General features: G+C 62.7%; 18 protein-coding genes. 8 read left to right on the plus strand and 10 right to left on the minus strand.

Annotated elements, in window-relative coordinates; all coding sequences use genetic code 11:
• Positions 1 to 76 precede the first annotated feature (76 nt).
• The 8 genes from AC1DGI_RS03820 to dnaA all read right to left on the minus strand — a co-directional run bounded on the left by AC1DGI_RS03820 (position 77) and on the right by dnaA (position 11,914).
• Positions 77 to 676: a DUF3566 domain-containing protein gene (locus AC1DGI_RS03820; protein ID WP_441399408.1), complete on the minus strand. Its 600-nt coding sequence runs from the start codon at positions 674 to 676 to the stop codon at positions 77 to 79.
• Complete coding sequence (gene gyrA, locus AC1DGI_RS03825; protein ID WP_441399407.1) at positions 673 to 3,381, minus strand: DNA gyrase subunit A; 2,709 nt, start codon at positions 3,379 to 3,381, stop codon at positions 673 to 675. The genes AC1DGI_RS03820 and gyrA overlap by 4 nt, the downstream gene beginning before the upstream one ends.
• 54 nt (positions 3,382 to 3,435) lie before the next feature.
• Positions 3,436 to 5,523, minus strand: coding sequence for a DNA topoisomerase (ATP-hydrolyzing) subunit B (gene gyrB / locus AC1DGI_RS03830; RefSeq protein ID WP_476897834.1), 2,088 nt, complete (start codon positions 5,521 to 5,523; stop codon positions 3,436 to 3,438).
• A gap of 411 nt (positions 5,524 to 5,934) precedes the next feature.
• Positions 5,935 to 6,495, minus strand: a complete 561-nt coding sequence (locus AC1DGI_RS03835) for a DciA family protein (RefSeq protein WP_441399405.1) — start codon at positions 6,493 to 6,495, stop codon at positions 5,935 to 5,937.
• Positions 6,496 to 6,511: 16 nt separating this feature from the next.
• Positions 6,512 to 7,717, minus strand: a complete 1,206-nt coding sequence (gene recF / locus AC1DGI_RS03840; RefSeq protein ID WP_441399404.1) for a DNA replication/repair protein RecF — start codon at positions 7,715 to 7,717, stop codon at positions 6,512 to 6,514.
• A 23-nt stretch (positions 7,718 to 7,740) separates the two neighbouring features.
• Positions 7,741 to 8,625, minus strand: coding sequence for a phosphogluconate dehydrogenase (NAD(+)-dependent, decarboxylating) (gene gnd / locus AC1DGI_RS03845; protein ID WP_476897835.1), 885 nt, complete (start codon positions 8,623 to 8,625; stop codon positions 7,741 to 7,743).
• 157 nt (positions 8,626 to 8,782) lie between these two features.
• On the minus strand, positions 8,783 to 9,907 hold the full coding sequence (dnaN, locus tag AC1DGI_RS03850) for a DNA polymerase III subunit beta (protein ID WP_441399402.1): 1,125 nt from the start codon (positions 9,905 to 9,907) through the stop codon (positions 8,783 to 8,785).
• 585 nt (positions 9,908 to 10,492) lie between these two features.
• Positions 10,493 to 11,914: a chromosomal replication initiator protein DnaA gene (gene dnaA, locus AC1DGI_RS03855; RefSeq protein WP_441399401.1), complete on the minus strand. Its 1,422-nt coding sequence runs from the start codon at positions 11,912 to 11,914 to the stop codon at positions 10,493 to 10,495.
• Positions 11,915 to 12,380: 466 nt separating this feature from the next.
• Between dnaA and rpmH the strand changes: the two genes are divergently transcribed.
• The 8 genes from rpmH to AC1DGI_RS03895 all read left to right on the plus strand — a co-directional run bounded on the left by rpmH (position 12,381) and on the right by AC1DGI_RS03895 (position 18,154).
• Positions 12,381 to 12,518: a 50S ribosomal protein L34 gene (gene rpmH / locus AC1DGI_RS03860; RefSeq protein ID WP_003800212.1), complete on the plus strand. Its 138-nt coding sequence runs from the start codon at positions 12,381 to 12,383 to the stop codon at positions 12,516 to 12,518.
• Positions 12,519 to 12,559: 41 nt separating this feature from the next.
• Positions 12,560 to 12,970 carry a ribonuclease P protein component gene (rnpA, locus tag AC1DGI_RS03865; RefSeq protein WP_441399400.1) on the plus strand — a complete coding sequence of 137 codons (411 nt, stop codon included), beginning with the start codon at positions 12,560 to 12,562 and terminating at the stop codon, positions 12,968 to 12,970.
• A complete protein-coding gene (yidD, locus tag AC1DGI_RS03870; protein ID WP_441399399.1) occupies positions 12,963 to 13,370 on the plus strand; it encodes a membrane protein insertion efficiency factor YidD in 408 nt (135 codons plus the stop codon). Before rnpA ends, yidD begins: the two co-directional genes overlap by 8 nt.
• A 16-nt stretch (positions 13,371 to 13,386) precedes the next feature.
• On the plus strand, positions 13,387 to 14,358 hold the full coding sequence (gene yidC, locus AC1DGI_RS03875; protein ID WP_476897836.1) for a membrane protein insertase YidC: 972 nt from the start codon (positions 13,387 to 13,389) through the stop codon (positions 14,356 to 14,358).
• Positions 14,358 to 14,981, plus strand: coding sequence for a Jag family protein (locus AC1DGI_RS03880; protein ID WP_476897837.1), 624 nt, complete (start codon positions 14,358 to 14,360; stop codon positions 14,979 to 14,981). Before yidC ends, AC1DGI_RS03880 begins: the two co-directional genes overlap by 1 nt.
• 17 nt (positions 14,982 to 14,998) lie before the next feature.
• Positions 14,999 to 15,649 (plus strand): 16S rRNA (guanine(527)-N(7))-methyltransferase RsmG, encoded by a 651-nt coding sequence (gene rsmG, locus AC1DGI_RS03885; RefSeq protein WP_476897838.1) that lies wholly within the window; start codon positions 14,999 to 15,001, stop codon positions 15,647 to 15,649.
• Positions 15,650 to 15,734: 85 nt separating this feature from the next.
• On the plus strand, positions 15,735 to 16,802 hold the full coding sequence (locus tag AC1DGI_RS03890) for a ParA family protein (RefSeq protein ID WP_476897839.1): 1,068 nt from the start codon (positions 15,735 to 15,737) through the stop codon (positions 16,800 to 16,802).
• Between the two features lie 68 nt (positions 16,803 to 16,870).
• On the plus strand, positions 16,871 to 18,154 hold the full coding sequence (locus tag AC1DGI_RS03895; RefSeq protein WP_476897840.1) for a ParB/RepB/Spo0J family partition protein: 1,284 nt from the start codon (positions 16,871 to 16,873) through the stop codon (positions 18,152 to 18,154).
• Positions 18,155 to 22,895: 4,741 nt separating this feature from the next.
• Here AC1DGI_RS03895 and trxA read toward each other — a convergent pair.
• Both trxA and trxB read right to left on the minus strand, forming a co-directional pair.
• Positions 22,896 to 23,222 (minus strand): thioredoxin, encoded by a 327-nt coding sequence (gene trxA / locus AC1DGI_RS03900; RefSeq protein WP_476897841.1) that lies wholly within the window; start codon positions 23,220 to 23,222, stop codon positions 22,896 to 22,898.
• A 38-nt stretch (positions 23,223 to 23,260) separates the two neighbouring features.
• On the minus strand, positions 23,261 to 24,217 hold the full coding sequence (trxB, locus tag AC1DGI_RS03905; protein WP_476897842.1) for a thioredoxin-disulfide reductase: 957 nt from the start codon (positions 24,215 to 24,217) through the stop codon (positions 23,261 to 23,263).
• Positions 24,218 to 24,264: the final 47 nt, after the last annotated feature.

Genomic DNA, 24,264 nt, shown 5'->3' on the forward strand with positions numbered 1-24,264 from the left:
ATGACTTTACAGCACATCCCGGCCCGATCTCAAATCGAGGCAATTCCCCCGGGATTCCCGGCGGAAAGTACGGGTTCTAGTCGTCCGTGAGGGTGACGCCGATGCCGCCCACGAGGGTGGCTGCGATGTTGTAAAGCACTGCCGACAACATCGAAAGCGCGGTCAGCAGGACCACGTTGATCACCGCAATGATGACCGCGAAGGATGCGACCTGACCCAGGGAGGCAACCTTTTTCAGTTCGAAGCCGCCGCTTTCGGTGCCCGCGAGGGTGCCAAGCAGTCCGTCGACCTGGTCAAAGATGCCGGTCAGGTCCAGGACGGTCCAGAGCACGATCGCGGCGACGACGGTAACGATGCCAAGGGCCACCGAGAGCAGGAAGGCCATCTTGAGCACAGACCAGGGCTCCACCTTGCTGACCAGCAGGCGCGCGCGGCGCACCTTGGCCTTCGGGGCGGGCTTGACAAGGCCCGGTTGCGCCGGGCGCTGGCCGGGGGCCGCCGGACGCTGGCCCTGGCCGGGTGGCCGCTGGCCGGGCACGGCGGGACGTTGCCCCGCCCCCGCGGCGGCGGGGCGCTGCTGGGGCCGCGACGGCGCGTTTACCCGGGGAGCCGCTGCCGGCTGCCGGGAGCCGCCGGGGCCGCTGCTCGACTTGGGATAGGAGTCGGAATTACTCACGCATTACCTCCGGTGTTGTCTTCGTCCAGTTCGGCATTGCCTGATGACTCATCTGACTCCGGGACCGGTACTGATTCTGTCTCTGCAGACCCCTCATGCGATCCGCTAGCTCCAGCCAACGTTACGTCATCCTGCCCCGGAGCCGGAGCTTCCACGTCGTTTTCGAGCGCAGATTCCTCGCTCTCGAGGCCGCGTTCGCTGTTCCGGGCCACCGCAATGATGCGGTCGTTCTTGTCCGGCTTGGCAAAGATTACGCCCATGGTGTCGCGGCCCTTGGCGGGGACCCCGCTCACTGCGGAGCGCACCACCTTGCCGCCTTCCATAACCACCAGGACTTCGTCTTCTTCCTGGACGATCAGCGCGCCGGCGAGGTGGCCGCGTTCCTCCTGGTATTTGCCGACCTTGATGCCGAGGCCGCCGCGGCCCTGCAGGCGGTATTCCTCGACGGCGGTGCGCTTCGCGTAGCCGCCCTCGGTCACGATGAACACAAAGGATCCGTCCGTGACCACGTCGGCCGCCAGGAGCTCGTCGTCTTCGCGGAACTTCATCCCGGTCACGCCGGAGGTTGCCCGGCCCATCGGGCGCAGGGCCTCGTCCGTCGCGGTGAAGCGGATCGATTGGCCCCTGCGGGACACCAACATGAGATCATCCGTCTCGGACACCAGCTGGGCGGAGACGAGCTCATCGCCGTCGCGCAGGTTGATGGCGATCACGCCGGCGGAACGGTTGGTGTCGTAGTCTTCCAGGCGCGTTTTTTTGACCAGCCCGCGCTTGGTGGCAAGCACCAGGTACGGCGCGTGCTGGTAATCCCGTAGATCCAGCACCTGCGCGATGTGCTCATCCGGCTGGAACGCCAGGAGGTTCGCGACGTGCTGCCCCTTCGCGTCGCGGGCGGCTTCAACCAGTTCGTACGCCTTGGCGCGGTAGACCCGGCCCAGGTTGGTGAAGAAAAGCAGCCAGTGGTGGGTCGTGGTGACGAAGAAGTGCTCCACGACGTCGTCGCCGCGCAGTTGGGCGCCCTTGATGCCCTTGCCGCCGCGCTGCTGCGAACGGTAGTTGTCGCTGCGGGTGCGCTTGACGTAGCCGCCCCGGGTGATGGTGACCACCATTTCCTCTTCGGGGATCAGGTCTTCGATCGACATGTCGCCGTCGTAGCCCATCAGGATCGCGGTCCTGCGGTCGTCGCCGTGCTTGGCCACAATTTCAGCAAGTTCGGTGCTGATGATCTCCCGCTGGCGCTGCTCGGAGGCCAGGATCGAGGTGTACTCGGCGATGGCAGCTTCCAGTTCGGCGTGCTTGTCCTGGATCTTCTGGCGTTCCAGGGCGGCCAGCCGGCGCAGCTGCATGTCCAGGATGGCGCGGGCCTGCAGCTCGTCGATGGCCAGCAGCTCCATCAAGCCGTCGCGCGCCGCCTCGGTGGTGTTGGACGCCCGGATCAATGCGATGACCTCGTCGAGCGCGTCGAGCGCCTTGAGGAGGGCGCGCAGGATGTGGGCTTCCTCTTCCGCCTTCCGCAGACGGTACCGGGTGCGCCGTGCGATGACGTCCATCTGGTGCGTGACCCAGTGCCGGATGAAGGCATCGAGGCTCAGGGTGCGCGGCACGCCGTCGACGATGGCCAGCATGTTGGCCGGGAAATTGTCCTGCAGCTGGGTGTGCTTGTAGAGGTTGTTCAGCACCACCTTGGCGACGGCGTCGCGCTTGAGCACGATCACGAGGCGCTGGCCGGTGCGGCCGGAGGTCTCGTCGCGGAGGTCGGCGATGCCCGAGATCTTGCCGTCCTTGACCAGTTCGGCGATCTTGATGGCCAGGTTGTCCGGGTTGGCCTGGTACGGCAGTTCGGTAACCACCAGGCAGGTCCGGCCCTGAAGTTCCTCGACGTTGACCACGGCGCGCATGGTGATGGAGCCACGACCCGTGCGGTAGGCGTCCTCGATTCCCTTGCGGCCGAGGATCGTGGCACCGGTCGGGAAGTCGGGTCCCTTAATGCGCACCATCAGCTCTTCGAGCAGTTCTTCGCGGCTGGCGGTGGGGTTGGCCAGATACCACTGGACTCCGTCGGCAACCTCGCGGAGGTTATGCGGCGGAATGTTAGTGGCCATACCGACGGCGATGCCCGAGGAGCCGTTCACCAGCAGGTTCGGGAACCGCGCCGGAAGGATCGTGGGTTCCTGGTTCTTGCCGTCGTAGTTGTCCTGGAAGTCGACGGTTTCCTCGTCAATATCCCGGACCATTTCCATGGCCAGTTGGGCCATCTTGGTCTCGGTGTACCGCGGGGCGGCGGCACCGTCATTGCCGGGCGAACCGAAGTTCCCCTGGCCCAATGCCAGGGGGTAGCGCATCGTCCAGTCTTGGATGAGGCGGACCAGCGCATCGTAGATAGCCGTATCGCCGTGCGGGTGGTACTGGCCCATGACCTCGCCGACCACACGCGCGCACTTGTTGAAGGACCGCTCCGGGCGGTAGCCGCCGTCGAACATGGCGTAGATCACGCGGCGGTGCACCGGCTTAAGTCCGTCGCGAACGTCCGGCAGGGCCCGGCCCACAATGACGGCCATCGCGTAGTCGAGGTAGGACCGTTGCATTTCCGTCTGCAGGTCGACCTGCTCGACGCGGTCGGTCAGCACATCGGTGTCAAGAACGTTGCCTTCGAGCACGGATTCAGCGCCGGATTCGGCGGGAACTTCAGGTGTTTCGTCACTCATTGTCTATTTTCCGTTTCAGGTATATACCGGTTCGAGAATATTAGGCGGCGCGCGCTAAATATCCAGGAACCGGACGTCCTTGGCGTTCTGCTGAATGAAGTTACGGCGGGACTCGACGTCCTCACCCATCAGCGTGGCGAAGACCTGGTCGGCGGCCAAGGCGTCGTCCATGGTGACCTGCAGCAGCGTGCGGTGGTCCGGATCCATGGTGGTGTCCCACAGTTCGGTGTAGTCCATCTCGCCGAGCCCCTTGTAGCGCTGGATCCCGTTGTCCTTGGGGATACGCCGTCCGGCGGCCTGGCCCGAGACCAGCTTCGCGTCGCGCTCCCGGTCGCTGTAGACGTAGTCATGCGGGGCGTTTGACCATTTGATCCGGTACAGCGGCGGCTGTGCGAGGTACACGTAGCCGTTCTCGATCAGCGGCCGCATGTAGCGGAACAGCAACGTCATCAGCAGCGTGGTGATGTGCTGGCCGTCGACGTCGGCATCGGCCATCAGGACGATCTTGTGGTAGCGGAGCTTGGACATATCGAAGTCCTCGCCGATGCCGGTGCCGAACGCCGTGATCATCGACTGGACCTCGGCATTGCCCAGCGCCTTGTCCAGCCGGGCGCGTTCCACATTCAGGATCTTGCCGCGCAGCGGCAGGATCGCCTGGGTCTCGGGGTTGCGCCCGCGCTTGGCCGAACCACCCGCCGAGTCGCCCTCCACGATGTAGACCTCGCACTTTTGCGGATCTTTGGAAGAGCAGTCCGAGAGCTTGCCCGGCATGCCGAAGGACTCGAGCGGACTCTTGCGCCGCGCGTTATCGCGCGCCTTGCGGGCCGCCATGCGGGCCTGGGCGGCGGAGATCGCCTTGCGGATGACGTCGCGGGCCGGACCCGGGTTACGCTCCAGCCAGTCACCGAGACCGTCGGTGACCACGCGCTGGACAAAGCCCTTGACCTCGGAGTTGCCCAGCTTGGTTTTAGTCTGACCTTCGAACTGCGGTTCCGCGAGCTTGACCGAGATGACGGCGGTCAGGCCCTCCCGGATATCGTCGCCGGTGAGGTTGTCGTCCTTTTCCTTGATGATGCTCTTCTCCCGCGCGTAGCGGTTGATGAGCGAAGTCATCGCAGCACGGAACCCCTCTTCGTGGGTTCCGCCCTCGTGGGTGTTGATGGTGTTGGCGTAGGTGTGGACGCTCTCGGAGTACGCGTTGGTCCACTGCATCGCCATTTCCAGGGCGATGTGCCGTTCCTTGTCTTCGGTTTCAAAGGCGATGACGTCTTCGTGGACGACTTCGACCTTCTTACCCGAGTTCAAGTGCTTCACGTAGTCCAGCAGGCCGTCGTCGTACTGGTACACCACCGTGTGGAAGTCCGCGGGCACCTCTCCCTCGGTTTCGATGACGTCGAGGTCCAGGTCCGCATCGTCGGAGGGCTCCTCGGCGGCGCGGCGCTCGTCGGTCAGCGTGATGCGCAGGCCCTTGTTCAAGAAGGCCATCTGCTGGAAACGGGCCCGCAGGGTCTCGAAATCGAACACCGTGGACTCAAATATGGTGGCGTCCGGGTAGAACGTCTGGATGGTGCCGGTCTCATTGGTTTCTTCGCCCATGACCAGGCCGCCCTGCGGCTTGCCGCCGTCGGCAAAAGACATCCGCCAGACGTGGCCCTGCCGGCGCACCTCCGTATCGACGCGGCTGGAGAGCGCGTTCACCACGGAAATGCCGACTCCGTGCAGGCCGCCGGAGACCGCGTAACCGCCACCGCCGAACTTTCCGCCGGCGTGCAAGATGGTCATGACCACTTCCACCGTCGGCTTGTGCTCCGTGGGGTGCATGTCCACCGGAATGCCGCGGCCGTTGTCAACTACCTTGACGCCGCCGTCGGCCTGCAGAACGATCTCAATGTGGGTGCAGTAACCGGCCAGCGCCTCGTCGACCGAGTTGTCCACCACTTCATAGACCAGGTGGTGCAGGCCGCGCGGGCCGGTGGAGCCGATGTACATGCCGGGGCGTTTCCGGACAGCTTCCAGGCCCTCGAGCACCGTGATGTCGCTGGCACCGTATTCGCGGGGCGTCACCTCCGCTGCCGGGGTGACCGCCGCTGAGGCCACTGCCGTTGGATCGACTGCCGGGAATTCTGTACTGTCGTTAGCCACAGGCGCTTTCGACTCCTCTACGTTCGTTGAAGGCCGGCGGTAGCCAAATCCCGAGGGAACGGCAAAACGCCAACAGGCACGTCACTGATGGCGCTGGCAGCATCACTCGTGAGAACCGATCTCCGCGCAGAAAAAAATCGCGTCGGAAACGGACTCAGTCGACGTTTCACCGGCGCCCAGTTATCTATCTCGATTCTACCGTGTTATACACCGGAAACCCGCATTTTGGAGCCTCAAACGGCGGGCAAAGTACCGCTGGGAGGCCGTTGGCTCCGCCTCCAAGGCTCCAGGGGTGCTCCGGCTGGGTTCCTATACGAATCCGGGTCCCTAGAGCGCCCTACACGGCGCTTGTCGATTTTTCAATGCTTTTGGAAGAAGCGCTTCAGGCCCGGGTCCCCGAGGGCCGCGCAACTACCCGTAGGTGTCGCGGGGGCCGCGGCCGTTCACAGTCCGCAGTCCCTTGCGCCAGCTGGGCGCCGCGGGACCAAGCACCTGGATGCTCGTCACGACGCCGTCACCAAGTTCGACCCGGAATTTTTCCAATAGGCTCAGGCTCAGCAGGCGCAGCTGGGTGGCCCACGCCGTCGAATCGCAACGCACGTGCAGGGTCGTGTCGGTAAAGCTTTCCGGCGTGCAGTGCGCGGAAATTTCCGGTCCCACAAGGGCCGGCCACTGTGCCATGACGGAGCCGACCGCGACCGGGGAACTCCAGCCCCGTTCGGCTACCAGCCTTCCCACCACTTTGCCGAGCCCCAGCGGATCCCGTCCGGTGCCGTGGAACTGGCTGAAGCCGCGGGTGCGGGTGCCGCGGGCCGGTTTTTGGCTGGCGCTGCCGGGACGTGCCGGGTACTTGCGGCGGATTTCCCCGCGTGCTGCCGCAGCATCGCGCATCCGGTTCAGTGCGGCCTGAGCGGCGTCGATGTCGTCCGGGTCGCGTCCCGGCTGCAGGCCGCCGTCGGTGTCCTTATTCATCGCAATCTATCGCAATTCATCGTTTGTCCGGCTCATCGATTCCTCCCGGAATGACCTTCACGCGCCGTCCGGCCAGTTCCGCCGGGATGTCGTCCTCGACGGCGGCGGTCACCAGTACCTGTTCCGCGCCGGATACTATTGCCGCCAGTTTACGCCGCCGCTGGACGTCCAATTCGGCAAAAACATCGTCCAGGATCAGGATCGGCGCGGATCCGCCGGTCCGCGTATCGTCCAGCATCACGTAGTACGAGGCCAGCCGCAGGGCCAGGCACATGGACCAGGTTTCGCCGTGCGAGGCATACCCCTTCGCCGGGGCCTGCCCGAGGATCAGTTCCAAGTCGTCGCGGTGCGGACCCACCAGGGAAACGCCGCGTTCCAGTTCCTTGCGGCGCGACGCGGCGAAGGCCCGGACGTAACGGTCGGTCAGTTCGGCGACGCCCAGCAAGCGCAGGTCTTCGAGCCCGGCTGCCGGTGTTCCCGTCGCGTCGACGGCAGGCACCTCCCCGTCGTCGTCGACCAAACCCTGCAAGTTGGAGCGGTACACCGCGCCGGCCGCCTTGGACCCGTCCGTGAGCTGGCCGTATGCGTTGTGCAGGTGCGGCAGCAGCCGGTCCACCAGCTCAAGCCGCGCGTGCAGGAGTTCCGCACCGGCCCGGGCCATATGTTGGTCCCAGACGTCGAGGGTTGCCTCGTGGCCGGCGGTGAACTTGCCCGCACGGCCGGATTTCAGCAGCGCATTGCGTTGTTTGAGGACCCGGTCGTAGTCGCTGCGGGTGGCGGCGTGCCGGGGTGCCAGGCTGACCAAGAGCTCATCCAGGAAACGGCGCCGGTTGGACGGATCGCCCTTGACCAAGGCGAGGTCTTCGGGGGCAAAGAGCACTGTTTGGCAGATGCCCAGGATGTCCCTGGCCCGGACCGGATTGCTGCGGTTGATCCGGGCACGGTTTGCGCGGCCGCCGTTGATTTCCAGCTCCAGCACCGTGGACTGGACGCCGCGGACCAGCTTGGCCCGGATCATCGCCCGCTCGGTGCCGAAGCGCAGCAGCGGCGCGTCCGAACTGACCCGATGCGAACTGAGTGTAGCGAGGTAGCCGATCGCTTCCATCAGGTTGGTCTTGCCGATCCCGTTGGCGCCCACGAGCACTGTGACGCCCGGTTCCAGGCCGAGATCCACCTGGCTGTAACTGCGGAAATCTGTCAGCGAAAGTTGTTCTAGGTACACGCCGGTTTCAGGGACTCCGGGCGTTACTTGGCTGGCCGGGTGGCGTGGCCGCCGAACTGGTGCCGCAGCGCGGAAACCATCTTCATCGCCGGCGAACTGTCTTCGCGGGAGGAGAATCGCGCGAACAATGCCGCGGTGATGGCCGGGGCCGGCACCGCGTTGGCGATCGCTTCCTCGACAGTCCAGCGCCCCTCACCGGAATCCTCGACGTAGTCGTCGATTGATTCCAGTCCCGGATCCTCGTCCAGGGCCTTCACCATGAGATCGAGCAACCAGGACCGGACGACGGTCCCCTTTTGCCAGGCCCGGAAGGTGCCCGGCAAATCGTTCACGATGTCCTTGGCCGCGAGGAGCTCGTAGCCTTCCGCGTAGGCCTGCATCAGGCCGTACTCGATGCCGTTGTGCACCATCTTGGCGTAGTGTCCCGCGCCCGCGCCGCCCACGTGCACGAAGCTGTCCGCGCGGTCGCCTTCGGGCCGGAGGGCATCAAAGACCGGCAACGCGCGCTCGATGTCGGCCGCGTCGCCGCCAGCCATCAGGCCGTAGCCGTTTTGGAGTCCCCAGACGCCGCCGGAAACACCGCAGTCGGCGAAGCGGATGCCCTTTTCGGCCAGCGCTGCCGCGTGCTTCTGGTCTTCGGTGAAGCGTGAGTTACCGCCGTCAATCACGAGGTCGCCGGCGTCGAGCTTGTTGCCGAGTTCCGTGATCACTGCTCCGGTGATCTCGCCGGAGGGGACCATGACCCAGATCAGCCGGGGCGCCGGAACGGCGGCAATCAGCTCATCCACGGTGGCGACGTCGGTGACGTCCGGGTTGCGGTCGAAGCCGGTGACTTGGATTCCACCCTTGCGCATCCGTTCGCGCATGTTGAAACCCATTTTGCCAAGGCCGATCAGTCCGATGTGCACGGTGTTAACTCTTTTCTGCGCTGGTGGTTAGGGGTGGGCGGCGCCCAACTGACTCGCATTAGGTGTCGCTTTGAGGGTTCAAAACGACAACGTCTGCGTGGGCCCACGCCGCCAAGGTTCCCTGGCCGAGCTTGCGAGGCGAGGGTGGCGGTGGGGACTAGTTGGGCAGGCGGACCGGCATGACCAGGTAACGGTAGTCATCCTGGTCGTCACCGTCGGCGTCCTGCTGCGCGGTGATCATCGCCGGCTTCGGGGCCGTGGTGAAGGAAAACCTGACGAACTTGGTCTCGATGACGCTCAGGCCCTCGATGAGGTAGTGCGGGTTGAAGGCGACCGTGATGTCCTCACCGGTCAGCTGGGCTTCGAGTTCTTCGGAAGCCTGGGCGTCTTCGCCGGTTCCGGCGTCGAGGTGCAGCTGTCCCTGGGTAAACGCGAGCCGCACGGGAGTGTTTCGTTCGGCCACGAGCGAGACACGCCGGACGGCTTCGACCAGTTCCTGGGTCTGCACCGTGGCGTGGATCGGGGTGGAATCCGGGAAGAGCGAGCGGATCTTGGGGTAGTCGCCATCAACCAGGAGCGACGTCGTGGTGCGGCCCCCGCTTTCGAACCCGATCAGCCGGCTGTCGTCGTCGGCCAGGGCGAGGTTGATGTCGCCGCTGCCGCCGAGCGTCTTGGCAACTTCGTTGAGGGTTTTGGCCTTCACCAGCGCGCTGGTGGAAATGCCCGGGGTCGCCGGCTTCCACGGTACTTCGCGCATGGCGAGCCGGTAGCGGTCGGTGGCCAGCAGTGTGATCAGGTCGTCTTCGATTTCCATCCGGACACCGGTCAGGATGGGCAGAGTGTCGTCCTTGCTGGCAGCGATGATCACCTGCGAGACGGCCTGGGCGAACGAGTCACCGGCCACCGTGCCGCTGATCGGGGGCAGCGCAGGCAGCGGCGGGTATTCGGCTTCCGGCATGGTGGCCAGGTGGAAGCTGCTGCGGCGGCAACTGAGGGTGACTTTGTTGCCATCGGTTTCGATCTCTACCGGCGCGGAGGGCAGGCTGCGGCAAATGTCGGCCAACAGGCGTCCGGAAACCAGGATGGTGCCCTCGGTGGTGATGTCAGCCGGAATTTCGAGACGGGCCGAGGTCTCGTAGTCAAAGCTCGACAGGCTGACGGTGCCGGCTTCAGCCTTGAGCAGGAGGCCGGACAGTACCGGAACGGGCGGCCGCGGAGACAACGACCGGGCGGTCCAAGTCACGGCTTCGGCCAGGACGTCCCGCTCGACTCTGAACTTCACGGAAGGGTGCCGCCTTTCATTGCTGCTGACATCACTAAAAAATCATTGGACCACGGCATTTCCGGCGGTTCTACCGGGTCGGCCAAGAGGCAAGTACTGCGTCCCGGGTCTTCGTGCTGGCTCCGGTTTCGGGGTCCGAATTACAAGAGGGTGTCCGGGACGGACGCACTGCAGACAGCTTAGCCCCAAGAGCGGAGTTCTCCCATCCCCGGGTTACACCAGTGTGGTTCCGTCCGGGGCTTCCCGGCGGCGGGTCAGCTCGGTCCGAACCGGGCGTCGTGGGGCGGCACAGAAACTGTTGTTTGAGGGAATTTCATTTTCTTGGGATTAGTAGTGTTAATAACTCCTGTGGAAACTGTGGATAACTTCGTCTGGCCGTGTGTTTCCGGGGTTAAGCCCTGTTCATGGACTGTGGGCGGAGCAGGTTTTAAACAGGGTGTGGATGGGGACAACATTTTTGCCCACATCGCTGATCCACAGGCGCCTTAAGGGTTTTAAGCCCATTAAGCGCCGTTGTCCCCTTAACTATCCACAGGGTTGTCCACAGCCTCCTGTTAATAAGGTAGGAGATGGCGGCGCATCCCCTCAGGAATTGCGCTGTTGCTGCTTGATCCGGTTGGTCAGCTCGGTCACCTGGTTGTAGATCACGCGGCGCTCAGCCATGAGCTCGCGGATCTTCCGATCGGCGTGGATCACCGTGGTGTGGTCGCGGCCGCCGAGTTCCTGGCCAATCTTGGGCAACGACATGTCGGTCAGTTCGCGGCACAGGTACATTGCGATCTGCCGAGCGGTGACCAGCGTGCGGGTGCGGGACTTACTGCAAAGTTCTTCCATGCTGAGCTTGAAGTAATCAGCCGTCTGGGTAAGGATCTGGGCCGAAGTGATCTCCTGGGCGCCGTCGTCGGTGATCAGGTCCTTGAGCACCATTTCGGCGAGGCCCACGTCCACCGGTTGCCGGTTGAGGCTCGCGAACGCCGTGACCCGGATCAGCGCGCCCTCAAGTTCACGGATGTTGCTCGAGATCTTCGAAGCGATGTACTCCAGGGCGTCGTCCGGGGCGGAGAGGCCTTCGCTAAGGGCCTTCTTCCGCAGGATGGCGATGCGGGTTTCCAGCTCGGGAGGCTGGATATCAGTAAGCAATCCCCACTCAAAGCGTGATTTCAGGCGGTCCCCGAAGCCGGCGAGCTGCTTCGGCGGCAGATCCGAGGTGATGACCACCTGCTTGTTGTTGTTGTGCAGCGCATTGAAGGTGTGGAAGAACTCCTCCATGGTGGCGTCCTTGCCGGCCAGGAACTGGATGTCATCGATCAGCAGCACGTCCACGTTGCGGTAGGTGGTCTTGAAGCTGGTGCCCTCATCGTCGCGGATCGAGTTGATGAAGTCGTTGGTGAATTCCTCGGAGTTGACGTAGCGGACCCGGATGCCGCTGTACAGCCGGCGGGCGTAGTGCCCGATCGCATGCAGCAGGTGGGTCTTGCCCAAGCCGGAATCGCCGTAGATGAAGAGGGGGTTGTATGCCTTCGCGGGCGCTTCGGCGACGGCGACGGCGGCGGCGTGCGCAAAGCGGTTGGAGGACCCAATCACGAAGGTGTCGAAGATGTACTTCGGGTTGAGCCGGCCGAATTCCTGGGACGTGCTCGGCAGCATGGGCTGGGGTTTCAGTTCGACCATGGGATCGGCGGCCAAGGACAGTTCCGCCGCGGGCTCCGGCTCAACATGCAGCGGCACCAGGTCAGTGTCGACGTCGATAGCGCAACGGATTTCGTCGGAGAAAACGTCCCGGAGGGCATCATCGAGGGCGTCCTTGACCTGGGTCTGGAGGACTTCCCGGGTGAGTTCGTTGGGCACCGCCACCAGCAAGGTGGAACCGATCAGGCCCTGGGCCTGGGCGAGGATGACGAAGCCACGCTGCCGGGGTGTGACGCGGTGATCATTCTCCAGAAGGCTGACAACCCGCCGCCAGGAACTTCCGACGGTGTTTGCGTGGTTGGCTTCGTCTACCGTCATCAATCAGTTCCTCAAACCTTGCTTGCCTGCGTTACCTGCAGCCACCAGACCTGAACCAGGGAGCTGGCCCCGGCTTAATCCACAGGGTTGTGCACAGTCCGTGGATAATCGGCTACTGGGACACTCTAGGTGATGAAAAGCCTAGAAGATAGCTGGGATCAAGCCTGTGGATAATCACACCGGTGTAGTTCGAAAACGAGGTGCGTGACGCAGTTCATCCACAGGCAACAGGGCGGGTTAACCACAGCTGGGGACAGGCGCCAGAGCCGCTCCCGGTTTGACTATGGAGGCATTTTTCGCCTAACGTTGTGAAGTCCTTTGTGTCCGCTTTCCGCCTCATTGAATCTCTCCCGACGCCTGCGTCTTGCGAGTCGAGGGTGGCGGCACATACAAAACTTAGCGTCGGCCAGTTCTTCCCCTTTTGTTGTTCGGGTGGGCGCACCTTTGATCCACTGGAGTAACTAACGTGAGCAAGCGGACTTTTCAGCCGAATAACCGCCGTCGAGCCAAGAAGCACGGCTTCCGCCTTCGTATGCGTACCCGTGCCGGCCGTGCCATCCTGGCAGCCCGTCGTGGCAAGGGCCGCACCGAGCTGTCGGCCTAAATAACTGACTCGTCGGTCACCATCCCTATGCGAGTCGAACGGTGCTAGCCACCCGGAACCGTCTGAGGACCTCAACCGATTTTTCAACAACTGTACGTTCCGGCGTCCGCAATGGACGCCGGAACTTAGTGTTATATACGGCAGCTCTCGCTGCCGGTGAACCAAGCCGGATCGGTTTCATCGTTTCCAAGAGTGTCGGGAACGCTGTTGTCAGGAACCTCGTTAAGAGGAGACTAAGAGAAGCCGGCGCATTGTCGCTGCAGAAATATCCCAGCGGGTTCGCTATCGTGGTCCGGGCACTGCCCGCCTCGGCAGCAGCTGGCTGGGATGACCTGTTGAGCGATTACAGCGCCGCTTTGGAGACAACCCTGAAACGGTTGGGCAGCCGCCTTCCACAGGCCGCTTCTACAGTTTCTTACGAGAGAACACAGGAAGGGACCCAGCGTGCGTAACTCGACTGCCGCCGTCGTCCCCGAACGTGGATTTCGTCTCGAAGCCGCCGCAGCGTGGGTGGGGCGCATGATCTGGAACCTGCCCCGCAACCTCCTCATCTTGTTGCTGATGGCCTACCGCAAGGTGGTCTCCCCGTTGTACGGACAGGTCTGCCGGTTCTTCCCGAGCTGCTCCGCGTACGCGCTGGAAGCGATCACGGTGCACGGCGCCGTCAAGGGCAGCTGGCTCGCGGCGCGGCGCCTCGCACGTTGCCACCCATGGAATTCCGGCGGTGTGGACCATGTCCCCGCCGGGCACCGGGAGTGGCCCGAAGGCCGCACCCCCACAATTGTTGTGCTGAATAACCCGGACAAGTACCTGGCTGCTGAGTCTGATGGAGAAGGCCGTTTTGCGGCCTGACGAATAGGGATATCGTATGGACTTTATTGGAACAATAATGGCCCCGTTCAAGTGGCTGGTTTCCATCATCATGATCGGATTCCACGATGGCCTCAGCGCTATCGGGCTGCCAGCTGCCAACGGCTGGACCTGGACACTCTCCATCATCGGGCTGGTGCTGGTGATCCGCGCAGCCTTGATTCCCGTCTTCGTCAAGCAGATCAAGGCCCAGCGCGGCATGCAGTTGTTGCAGCCGGACCTGAAGAAGCTCCAGGACAAGTACAAGGGCAAGACCGACCAACTCTCCCGCCAGGCGATGGCGCAAGAGCAGATGGCCATGTACAAGAAACACGGGACCAACCCGTTTTCCGCCTGCCTGCCGATGCTGATCCAGATGCCGTTCTTCTTCGCGCTGTTCCAGGTGCTCTCCGGAATTTCGGCCGCGAAGGACCAAGGCGCCGGCATCGGGGCCATGAGTCATGAGCAGGTGGTGGAATTCGACGCCTCCAGCATCTTCGGTGCTCCGCTGTCCGCTGCACTGCTGCACGGCGGGGCCACCAATGTGGCCGTCGTCGTCCTTAGCGTCGTCATGATCCTTGCGATGACCGCCTCGCAGTTCATCACGCAGAAGCAGATCATGGCCAAGAACATGTCCGATGAGGCCATGGCGAGCCCGTTCATGCGGCAGCAAAAGATGATGCTGTACATTCTGCCGCTGGTCTTTGGTGTCGGTGGCATCAACTTCCCCATCGGTGTCCTGATCTACTGGACCACGACCAACCTGTGGACCATGGGACAGCAGTTCTTCGTCATTCGCCGGATGCCGACGCCCGGGTCCCCCGCCGCCAGGGCCCTCGCCGAACGCCGTGCCGCCAGGGGCCTGCCGGCCCATCCGCTGACAGGCGCCAAGAAGGCCGACGCCGAGGCTGAAGCGGCTGCCGCTGCCGCCGCTATCGCCACGAAGAGCCAGCGCGTCCAGCCCCAGCGCAAGAACAGGAAGAGGAAGTAATGTCTGCCGAGAGCACCGAAAACGCTATTTCCGCCGACGCGCCTGCGCAGGACGAAGTTCAGGATGAACTTCAGAATGAGGTCCTGGACGACGGCGCAGCGGATGCCCCGAACGACTCCGACGGCGCCGGTCTGGCGGCCGGGAAGGGTTCCTCGACGAGCCGTCTGGAGGAAGAAGGCGACGTCGCCGCAGACTACCTCGAGGAACTTCTGGACATTGCCGACATCGATGGCGACATCGACATTGAGGTCCGCAATGGCCGCACCTACATCTCCATCGTCGCCGAGGAGGAAGGCACCGGCCTGGAAAACCTGGTTGGCCGGGATGGTGAGGTGCTGGAGGCGCTCCAGGAATTGACCCGCTTAGCGGTGCTCTCCGCCACGGAGAACCGCTCCCGCCTGGTGCTGGACATCAACGGCTACCGTGCGGACCGCGCCGGTGACCTGCAGCAGATTGCCGAAGACGCCATTGCTTCGGTCAAGGCGTCGGGTGAGCCTGTCGCACTGGCACCGATGAGCGCTTACGAACGAAAGATCGTGCACGACACCGTCGCCGACCTGGGATTCGTGAGCGAGTCTGAAGGCGAAGGTGCCGAGCGGCACATCGTTGTCTCCGCAGACTGAATCCGCGGGATAGCTTGATGGTGGAAATTACCGCGGCCGAACTAAAGGCCGCCGAAGTTATTTTTGGTGACCGGCTTGAGTTGGCTAAGCGCTACGTCGAGCATTTGGCCACCTCCGGCACCGAACGCGGCCTGATCGGGCCACGGGAAGTGCCCCGGCTGTGGAGCCGGCACGTCCTCAACTGCGCTGTCATCGAACGTGAGATCGCCCCCGGAAGCCACGTTGCCGACGTCGGCAGCGGTGCCGGCCTTCCCGGGCTATGCCTTGCCATCGCGCGGCCGGATCTGGAGCTCACCCTGATCGAACCGCTTGAGCGTCGAGTGATCTGGCTGCAGGAAGTGGTCGATGACCTCGGCTTGGACAACGTGACGGTAATGCGGACAAGGGCCGAACTGGCCGTGGGCCTGGTGACGGCCGACGTCGTCACCGCCCGGGCCGTTTCAGCTCTGTCAAACCTCGCCGGGCTGACCATTCCGCTGCTCGCCGGCAAGGGCGAGGTTGTCGCCATCAAGGGACGGAGCGCCGGGGAGGAAATTGAAAAGGCGGCCAAAGCGATTCGTAAGCTCGGCGGCGTGGAGACCTCCGTGGTGGTGGTCGGCGAGGACATTCTCGAAGAACCGACCACGGTAGTCAGAATCATTGTGAATAAGCCTCGAAAGATTGCGTAGCACCAGCCCGGTGCCCTCGGTCTGCTTGGGGAAGAGGTTAGGCTAGTAACCGGCAGCAACAGCCGAATGAGAGTGAGAGTGTCCAGTGAGCAGTAGCGAAGCCTCCACACAACGGATTCCGCCGTTTGTGTCCCTGGGGTCAGCGCGGGCCTTTGCAGCGCCCGCTATCGCTCATGGCATCTCCGCTAAGCAAACGGTATCGGTTGCCGGAGCTGCCGTTTCCGCAGGCGTTTCACGTGAAACCCACGCCTCCTCGATCAGCAACGTACTGGACTCCATTGACGATTCAAGTCCGATTGCGCGCGAGCTCGCCCACGAGAACAAGCGCCGCGAGCGGCTGCTGGGACGCGAACTGCCGAAACCGGAGAAGACCCGAATCTTCACGGTTTCAAACCAGAAGGGCGGGGTGGGTAAGACCACCACCACGGTCAACATCGCCGCCGCCCTGGCGGCCGCTGGCCTCAACGTGCTGGTGATCGACATCGATCCGCAGGGCAACGCCTCCACCGCATTGGGAATCGAACACCACGCCGAAGTCGACAGCATTTACGACGTGCTCATCAACGACGTGCCGCTGCAGGACGTCGTGGCGCCGTGCCCGGACATTGCCAAGCTGATCTGCGCCCCGGCTACGATCCACCTGGCCGGTGCGGAGATCGAGCTCGTTAGCCTGGTGGCCCGCGAGCAGCGACTGCGGCGAGCCATCGACGTCTACGCCAAGGAACGGGCCAAAAACGGCGAGGAGCGGCTCGACTACATCTTTATCGATTGCCCGCCGAGCCTAGGACTCCTGACGGTTAACGCGTTCTGTGCGGCCGGTGAAGTCCTGATCCCGATCCAGTGCGAGTACTACGCGCTGGAGGGGCTGAGCCAACTGCTCAAGAACATCGAGATGATTCAGAAGCACCTCAACGCGGATCTAGTGGTCTCTACCATCCTGCTCACGATGTACGACGGGCGGACTAACCTCGCGGCGCAAGTGGCCGCGGAGGTCCGTGAACACTTCCCGGAGCAGGTGCTCGGGGCTGTGGTTCCGCGCTCGGTCCGTATTTCCGAGGCACCGAGCTACCAACAGACTGTGATGACCTACGACCCTTCCTCCAGCGGCGCTCTATCCTATCTGGAAGCCGCAGCGGAAATTGCTGAACGTTAGAATCTTCTCAACAATTGCACTAGCCAGAGCCGGAGCATCCCGGGCTCTTCCACCGGAGGGATTTATCCATGAGCGATAAGCGACGCGGCCTCGGCCGCGGACTTGGCGCGCTGATTCCAAGTTCCGCCTCGGCTAACGCCTCCGGGAACGGGGCTGCTCCGTCCCGGCCTGTTGATCTCTTCTTTCCAGAGGCCAGGAAACGGACCCCGGATGCTGCGCTGACGGAAGAGTCGATTGCATCGGACGAACTTCAGGCTGAGCCACCCCAGGCAGAGAAGACGACGGCGTCTTCCACCCCTGAGTCATCTACCCGGACTTCCACCTCGGCCGCAACAAGTATTGTGGCGGAGACCGGATCTGGCACGGATGATACTCCGGCTGAATCTGTGCGCCCGGCTGTCAAGAGGAGCCCTGCACGAAAAGCTCCCACGTCAGGGAACGGATCCCGCGATGCAGCCGAGATCGACTTCACGCCCGAGCGCAAGCCGGCGGTAAACGATATTGCTGTGGACAATGGAATCGACCTGGTAGAGGTTCCTGGTGTCCGCTTTGCTGAAATCGCGGTCACGGACATTCATCCCAACCGCAAGCAGCCCCGCTCGGTCTTCGACGAGGACGACATGGCGGAGCTTGTTCACTCCGTTCGGGAAATCGGCGTCCTCCAGCCAATTGTGGTGCGGACTTCAACCGAAGAAGGTGGCGAACCCTACGAACTCGTCATGGGTGAGCGCCGCTGGCGTGCGGTGCAGGCGGCCGGGCTGGATACCATCCCGGCAATTGTCCGTGACACCACCGATGATGACCTGCTCCGCGATGCCCTGCTTGAGAACCTCCACCGTAGCCAGCTGAATCCGCTTGAAGAGGCGGCCGCGTACCAGCAGCTCCTCGAGGACTTCGGAACGACCCACGAGCAACTGGCCGACCGGATCGGCCGGTCGCGGCCTCAGGTCTCCAACACCTTGCGGCTGTTGAAGCTGCCGCCGCTGGTCCAACGGCGCGTGGGTGCCGGCGTTATTTCTGCCGGGCACGCTCGTGCACTCCTTGCTCTTCCTGATGCCGCTGCGATGGAACGCCTGGCCCAGAAGATCGTGGCTGAGGGCATGTCCGTCCGAGCCACTGAAGAGGCTGTGACGCTGTACCAGAGCCCCGCCTCTCCTACGAAGAACAACATCCCCCGCCCGGGAGCCCGTCACGAGCGTCTCGACTATCTGGCATCGTCGCTGTCCGATCGTCTGGACACCAACGTGAAGATTTCCCTCGGTGCGCGCAAAGGCCGTGTCAGTATCGAGTTCGCGAGTGTTGAAGACTTGAATCGGATCATGGAAGTTCTTAGCCCGGGGAACTCCAACTAGGACCTTTTCGCAGGCTGCTTCTCACAGGACCCGTTTCACGTGAAACGGGTCCTGTTCTGTCTGCTCTTGTTTCGGCGGTTGGCCCGAAAAACTCCCTGAGCGACGGGTAGCTGAACAGGTGGCAGACCGGTCCCCTCAGCATCAACTCCGGCGGGTCTGCGCGCGAAGTGTTCCATTGAGGGTTGTTCCTCACGGTAAGCACCGATTCGCAGGCCTGTGAATCGCTCCCAAGGCGGTACATCCTAGAGTTGTCGGCCGTCAGACTGCTCCGGTCCCGCGGCGGGTCCTGGGCAGTGGCGTGGGCGCCCGGACGCGGATCCCTAAAGCAAGGAGGCACGCGGTAACATGGCTCACCAGAAGCGCGCAATGCGAATCGGGGCAATCTATGTGCCGAACTACAGCTTCCCAGCTCGCTGACTTGCCGCCCGACTGGAATCCTTTCCGGCCCGCCGGGACGTCCGCTCGCTTTGGGTGCGGGGGAACACACATCCCTTCACCGCTGCACGCCGAATCGACCAACGTTTCACGTGAAACATCCTTGGCCTCGCGGTTATCCGCTCGGCCCACTTTTGTTTCACGTGAAACGGGGCATGCCATAGCGGGTGCAGAGCTGCGTCTAGCAGGCACTGTACCCGCTTGTGACCCCTTCGTGATTCACGACCTGTGAGCCGACTTAGTACGTGATGCGATTGCATGTGCCAGCTGCCCGTTGCGTCGTTCCATTGGCCGGCGGGCCCATTGCGTCGGAGCGCGTCCTCTTCGTCTTTCCCCTTCAGCGATGGGGCCCCCGTATCTGTTTCACGTGAAACATTGCCGACCGCGCGGGGAACTGAAGACAAATGACTGGAGCCCCTTCTCCATCGCCGGTATTTGGCACTGCGAAGGCGACGTGTAACGAGATTGCAACCGCAGCTGGCTGAGCGGTGATGAGCTTGGGAATAGTGTGACCCCCTCTCATTCACACTTCGGTAGCACCGCTGGCATCCAAGCCCTCGGCGAAGGGGCACTTACATCGTAATGCGGACGCCAGAATCGGCGTTAAGTATCAGGGCTGGTGGTGAACTCGCGCACGTAACTAGGCGTCGGAAACAGATGCTTGCGCGTTGTATTTCCTGCGCATGTCTAGGCTGCCAGACTTCGGCGTTGCACCAACTGCATGAGCCGGCTCCCCGCTATCAGGAGGCCGCGAACCGGTTTGTCCGTGTGCATCGCTTCTGCTGGCTCGGAGTGGGCCTACCGTGCCACTCCCCGTACCCCGGTCAGGGGACGCCAGCGCCGTAGGCGCCGGAGCGGACTAGGAGGCGTGAATCCTTTCCGCACCAGACCGGTTGCGGGGACGGCGGCAGATTCCGTCAGACCACTTGGGGAGGTGGGTAGAACTTGAGGGCGGCGACGGCTCACGGAATACCGAGTCCTGCACGAACTACGTACTCCGGAGCCCGGGGATGGCCCACCAAACAGGAAGATCCCTGCGCTCCTGATATGAGGCCTCGTAGTGCTGTTGAGCGGCTGCGGATTGCCATGGATCCAGACTGGGGTTAAGCACCGTAAGGCCATCTGACCGCCATATCTAAAGGGGCCAAAGGCTCACCTGGACGCCGATGCCGTCGTGCCCGACACAGACGAGTCGCTCTGACACTGGCCACCAGTCCCCTGTTTGCCCGATCCGCGTTGATTCTAGGATCGATGCAAATTTGAGTCGTCGCCGAAAACTTGGGTTTCGAAAACGGGCCGTCAATCTCTGGAGGCCGCTCCGATGCCTGCTAGCTTCGTGCCGCTCGGGCGAGCTGCAGTTGGGCAGGCGCCTCTCGGTCGGGACCCGTGTCCTTCCCATGTACCGTCAGTGCCGGTCGCTGGCCAGATCGCCGGGCTCTAGAGCCCAGCGACTCCGCCGCACGGCTCTGGCCGGGTGGCTGTGAGATAGGCCAGCCAGGACGTCAGGTCTGCGAACCGGGCCCGGATAGCCGGTGGATATCGCTGTGGATAACTTTGTGGAGACCTTCAAGCCGGCTGTGGATATACGCTGCCCAGCAAAACGCATCAGTGCTCCTCGCAAGCTAGGGCCGAACTCCGGCCCGGGAATTGAAGCGAGGCGTTTCACGTGAAACATTTCGCGCGCTACCGTCGATCTGGGCAAAGTTGGTCGGAGTAGCCCGAAATCACCACTTAGAGGCTAATTCCTAGCTCTTGCGAACATGAGCTAAGGAGGCACCGTTCTTGGACGGGCTGTCGTTGGCACATTCCTGTTCAGAGTGAAGGTGGGACGAGGTCGCCCGCAGCCGTGGAATGGCGCCCGATGTCATGCTCGGCCTGTGGATAGAGCTGTGTGTAATCACTCGTCGGGCTGTGGATAACTATGTGTATAAACCTGGGCGGTGAGTGGCCGCGACGTCGGAGCGTCTGAGCCACCACCTTGCAACAGGCGAGGGGCTTGAACGCTTCGGAGGTGTCGGATGAGAGCGCTGACCGGATCCAGAACTGCGAACGCCATGCCCTTCCACGCTAGCTGGGACGACCGCTGGCTGCATAGGTCCGAGGGGTGCTGGCGTATGTCGCTACCCCTGGAGTGGCGACGTCTGGTTGTCGAGCACGGCAGCACTCGTCGGTGCAGGCGCCCCATGGTCGTGCTTCCGGAACAGACCGGTCCATGGCGGCCGCCGGGCCTCCTTTGCTCCCTAAACATCGCTAAACCGAAGCCTGGATGAGAAGATGTCGCGGCATAATCGAAGGATGTGCTGGTAGCCAATCAGACCGTGGAAGACCTGAACGCCCGTGGGACCGTTGCCCCTGAGCCGGTTAGAAGGTAGAGGCTCCGCAGGAGCGCTGAGTATCGGGCCGCCGCTCGACACCAGGGTGAAATCGCCTGCGCCTACACAGTCCGTTCGTTGAACGCTTCATAGCCCTGCGTATTAGCTGCCCTGCGAAACATTGCACCCCCCAGCCTGGGGCCGAGAATTTCGGTCTTATCGCGCTGACATATGGCACGCATCACACGCCCACGATGACACCAACCTTGGCCCGCGGCGGCCGTTGGGTCGGCCGGTTCCAGCCCCTGGAGGGACCCTCTGGCTAGCTGAGGACCAGGGGTGTCCTAGATCCCGCCGCGTCGTTCGTCACAGTATGGATGACGTGACGTCACCAGACGCGCCAACCGCCTCACCTCGACTTCGATGGATTGGGTCTGGTGTGCGTGGTTGGGACCCGAGTGGACTTGGGGAGCACACTTCGCAGGGCATAAGAACGGAGAGCACCCAAGGCATGCTGCGCTTCCGGTGATCTATGGTCGTCTGTCCACGCGCACCACCAACCCCGAGGGCGGAGGGTACACAAGGCCGAGTGAGAACTCCCCCGGCTTGGAATAGTGAGCGGCCGCCGCAGACGAAAACGATTGATTTGGCAGGAACGTCGAATGCTGAGAGTCCTAAGCATGGAACAGAGGGCCAGGACCATGACTTGATCCATGACAAGAGAACTGACGGTTGGAGGCCAGCGACCGTGGGTGTTTCACGTGAAACACCAGCCGCACGGCGGGGGCAAGACCCACGCTGCTCCGGCGACGGTTCTGGACTTCAAATGGAATCAGGCACCGCCTGTCCCCTCTCACTGTACGGCTGAATAGAGATCCGCTCAGCGAGTGGCCCTGGTGTTAAGCCAACGAACAGCGCGCGTTCCCTACTAGTGACGGGGGCTCTGATTGAGACCGACGGGGCCCGTTGCGCGCAAGGTGTTAGTACCAGCCGATAGCTGACTATTGGGAACCTGGTCCGCCGTCAATCGAATCACCGAGCAACGCAGATCTGCGGCCGCGGTAGCTGAGTGTCGCCATATTGTCCGGTTCCACGTGAAACGACCCCGGATTGCCCGGAAGAAAGTGACTGAAGCCGGCAGGGTCCCATTTTACGCAGTGGAATCTGGGTCAGGAGGTGTCGGCATCGGACGGAGCCCATGTTTCACGTGAAACACACGCGTGGTCTTGCGGACGAACGCGGGATGGAGCTGCTTATGATCGGACGTCTGCGGCGATGTGGAAGTCGGTCAGTCCCTGCGGTCGGTGAAGATGCTGAGGACGTGGCGCGCAATGTCGGCCCTCGTTTCACGTGAAACATCAACAGCCACATTGCCGCTTGTTCCAGAACAAACCCGGGAATCGGTCGTCGCTGGATCTGCGGCAAAGTGCAACCTTCCGCCGCGCTGAGCCTCCTTCGTGATGTACCCGGCGCCGTGGGTGCGAACGAGCGTCAGGGGACGGTAGTTTTCCGAAGTTGCGGGCGAGTGCGCGTCGGTGGGAATAGTGCGTATCGTGGCGTCGTCAGTGTTTCACGTGAAACCACTTCCGATCTAGCCAGGCGACGACAGCCAGACAACTTCCTAGCCTGCGCCCCGAACTTCCGTTCGGAGTTGGCATGAACTTGCAAGTAAGTAAGCCGACCAGCCACGGGTCAGTTCCGTACTGCTTGTCCGGCCTCTCCTGTGCGGTGACCGTGGTCGCAGCAGCCCTGTCCCCGCTAGGGGAGACGCGCACACGCGTACTGAAGCGCCTCAGGGGCATTTGGGAGTCCAAAACAATATTCTTCAGTTGGTTTAGGACCTGAGCGGCGTGGTTGCGCGATGTCCGACTCGGGGCGGACGGCCACTCCCCTGCGCAGACCGGAAAGCGTAACTAACAAAAGTGGTGGCTCCCTCTCAAGAGGAAACCACCACCAGGGTCGGCCAGCTACGTGGCCGGGAAGCGCGTCGCGTGCTAGGAAAGCACGTCTGCGAATTCCTTCTCGAAGAACTGCTTGGGGCGGGCGCCGATGACGGTGCCCTTCACTTCTCCACCTTCGAACAGGTAGACGGCGGGGATGGAGGTGATGCCGTACTTTGCGGCGATCGCGGGGTTGTCGTCTACATTCACTTTGACGACATTGACCTTCTCGCCGTACTCGACGGAGATCTCGTCGAGGATGGGACCGAGCTTGCGGCACGGCCCGCACCATTCTGCCCAGAAATCTACGATGACAGGCTTGTCGGCTCCCAGCACGTCGGTGCTGAAACTAGCATCTGTTACATCTTTTGCGTTGCTCATAACCTATTCTCTCTTTTGGGTTGATTGCCGCGCGCTGATTAGGCGTGGAGGCCTGCGAGGTAGTGCTCGACGTCGAGGGCTGCAACACAGCCGGATCCCGAGGCGGTGATCGCCTGGCGGTACGTCGGGTCGATAACGTCTCCGGCGGCGAAGACGCCCCTGAGGCTGGTCTTCGAGGATCGTCCTTCGACGGCGATAGTGCCTTCCGACGTCAGTTCGAGCTTGCCCTTGACTAGGTCGGTGCGGGGATCGTTTCCGATTGCCACGAAGACTCCGGTCACGGCAAGTTCAGTTTCAGTGCCGTCAACAAGGTTGCGCAACCGGAGTCCGGTGACCTTGTCTTCTCCGTGCACCTCCTCCACACCGCTGTTCCAGACGAACTTGATCTTTTCGTGGGCCAGGGCGCGGTCGGCCATGATTTTGGAGGCCCGCAGGGTGTCGCGCCGGTGGACAACGGTGACGGACTTCGCGAACTTGGTGAGGAACAGTGCCTCTTCCATGGCGGAGTCGCCGCCGCCGATGACTGCGATGTCCTGATCCTTGAAGAAGAAACCGTCGCAGGTTGCACACCAGCTCACGCCGTGCCCCGAGAGGCGCTTTTCGTTGGGCAACCCTAGCTCGCGGTATGCCGAGCCGGTTGAAAGAATGATGGACCGAGCCTGGAAGGTCTCTCCCGTTGCGATGGTCACGGTCTTGATGTCGCCGTCGAGATCCAGGTCGGTGACGTCCTCGAACTGGATTTCGGTGCCAAAGCGGGCGGCTTGCTTCTCGAAGTTTTCCATCAGGTCCGGGCCCATGATGCCATCCGGGAATCCCGGGTAGTTTTCGACGTCGGTAGTGTTCATCAGTTCCCCGCCGGCGGTCACGGAACCAGCCAGGAGCAGAGGCTTCAGATTGGCGCGTGCCGTGTACACCGCGGCGGTGTAACCCGCCGGGCCGGAGCCGACGATGATGACATCACGCACTTCGGACGCGGTGTTTTCTGCGTTGCTCACTGAACGGTGAACCTCTTCCTTTTTCGACGCGCCCGCCCGGATGGCCG

This window comes from Arthrobacter sp. 05N428_2, assembly GCF_056397065.1.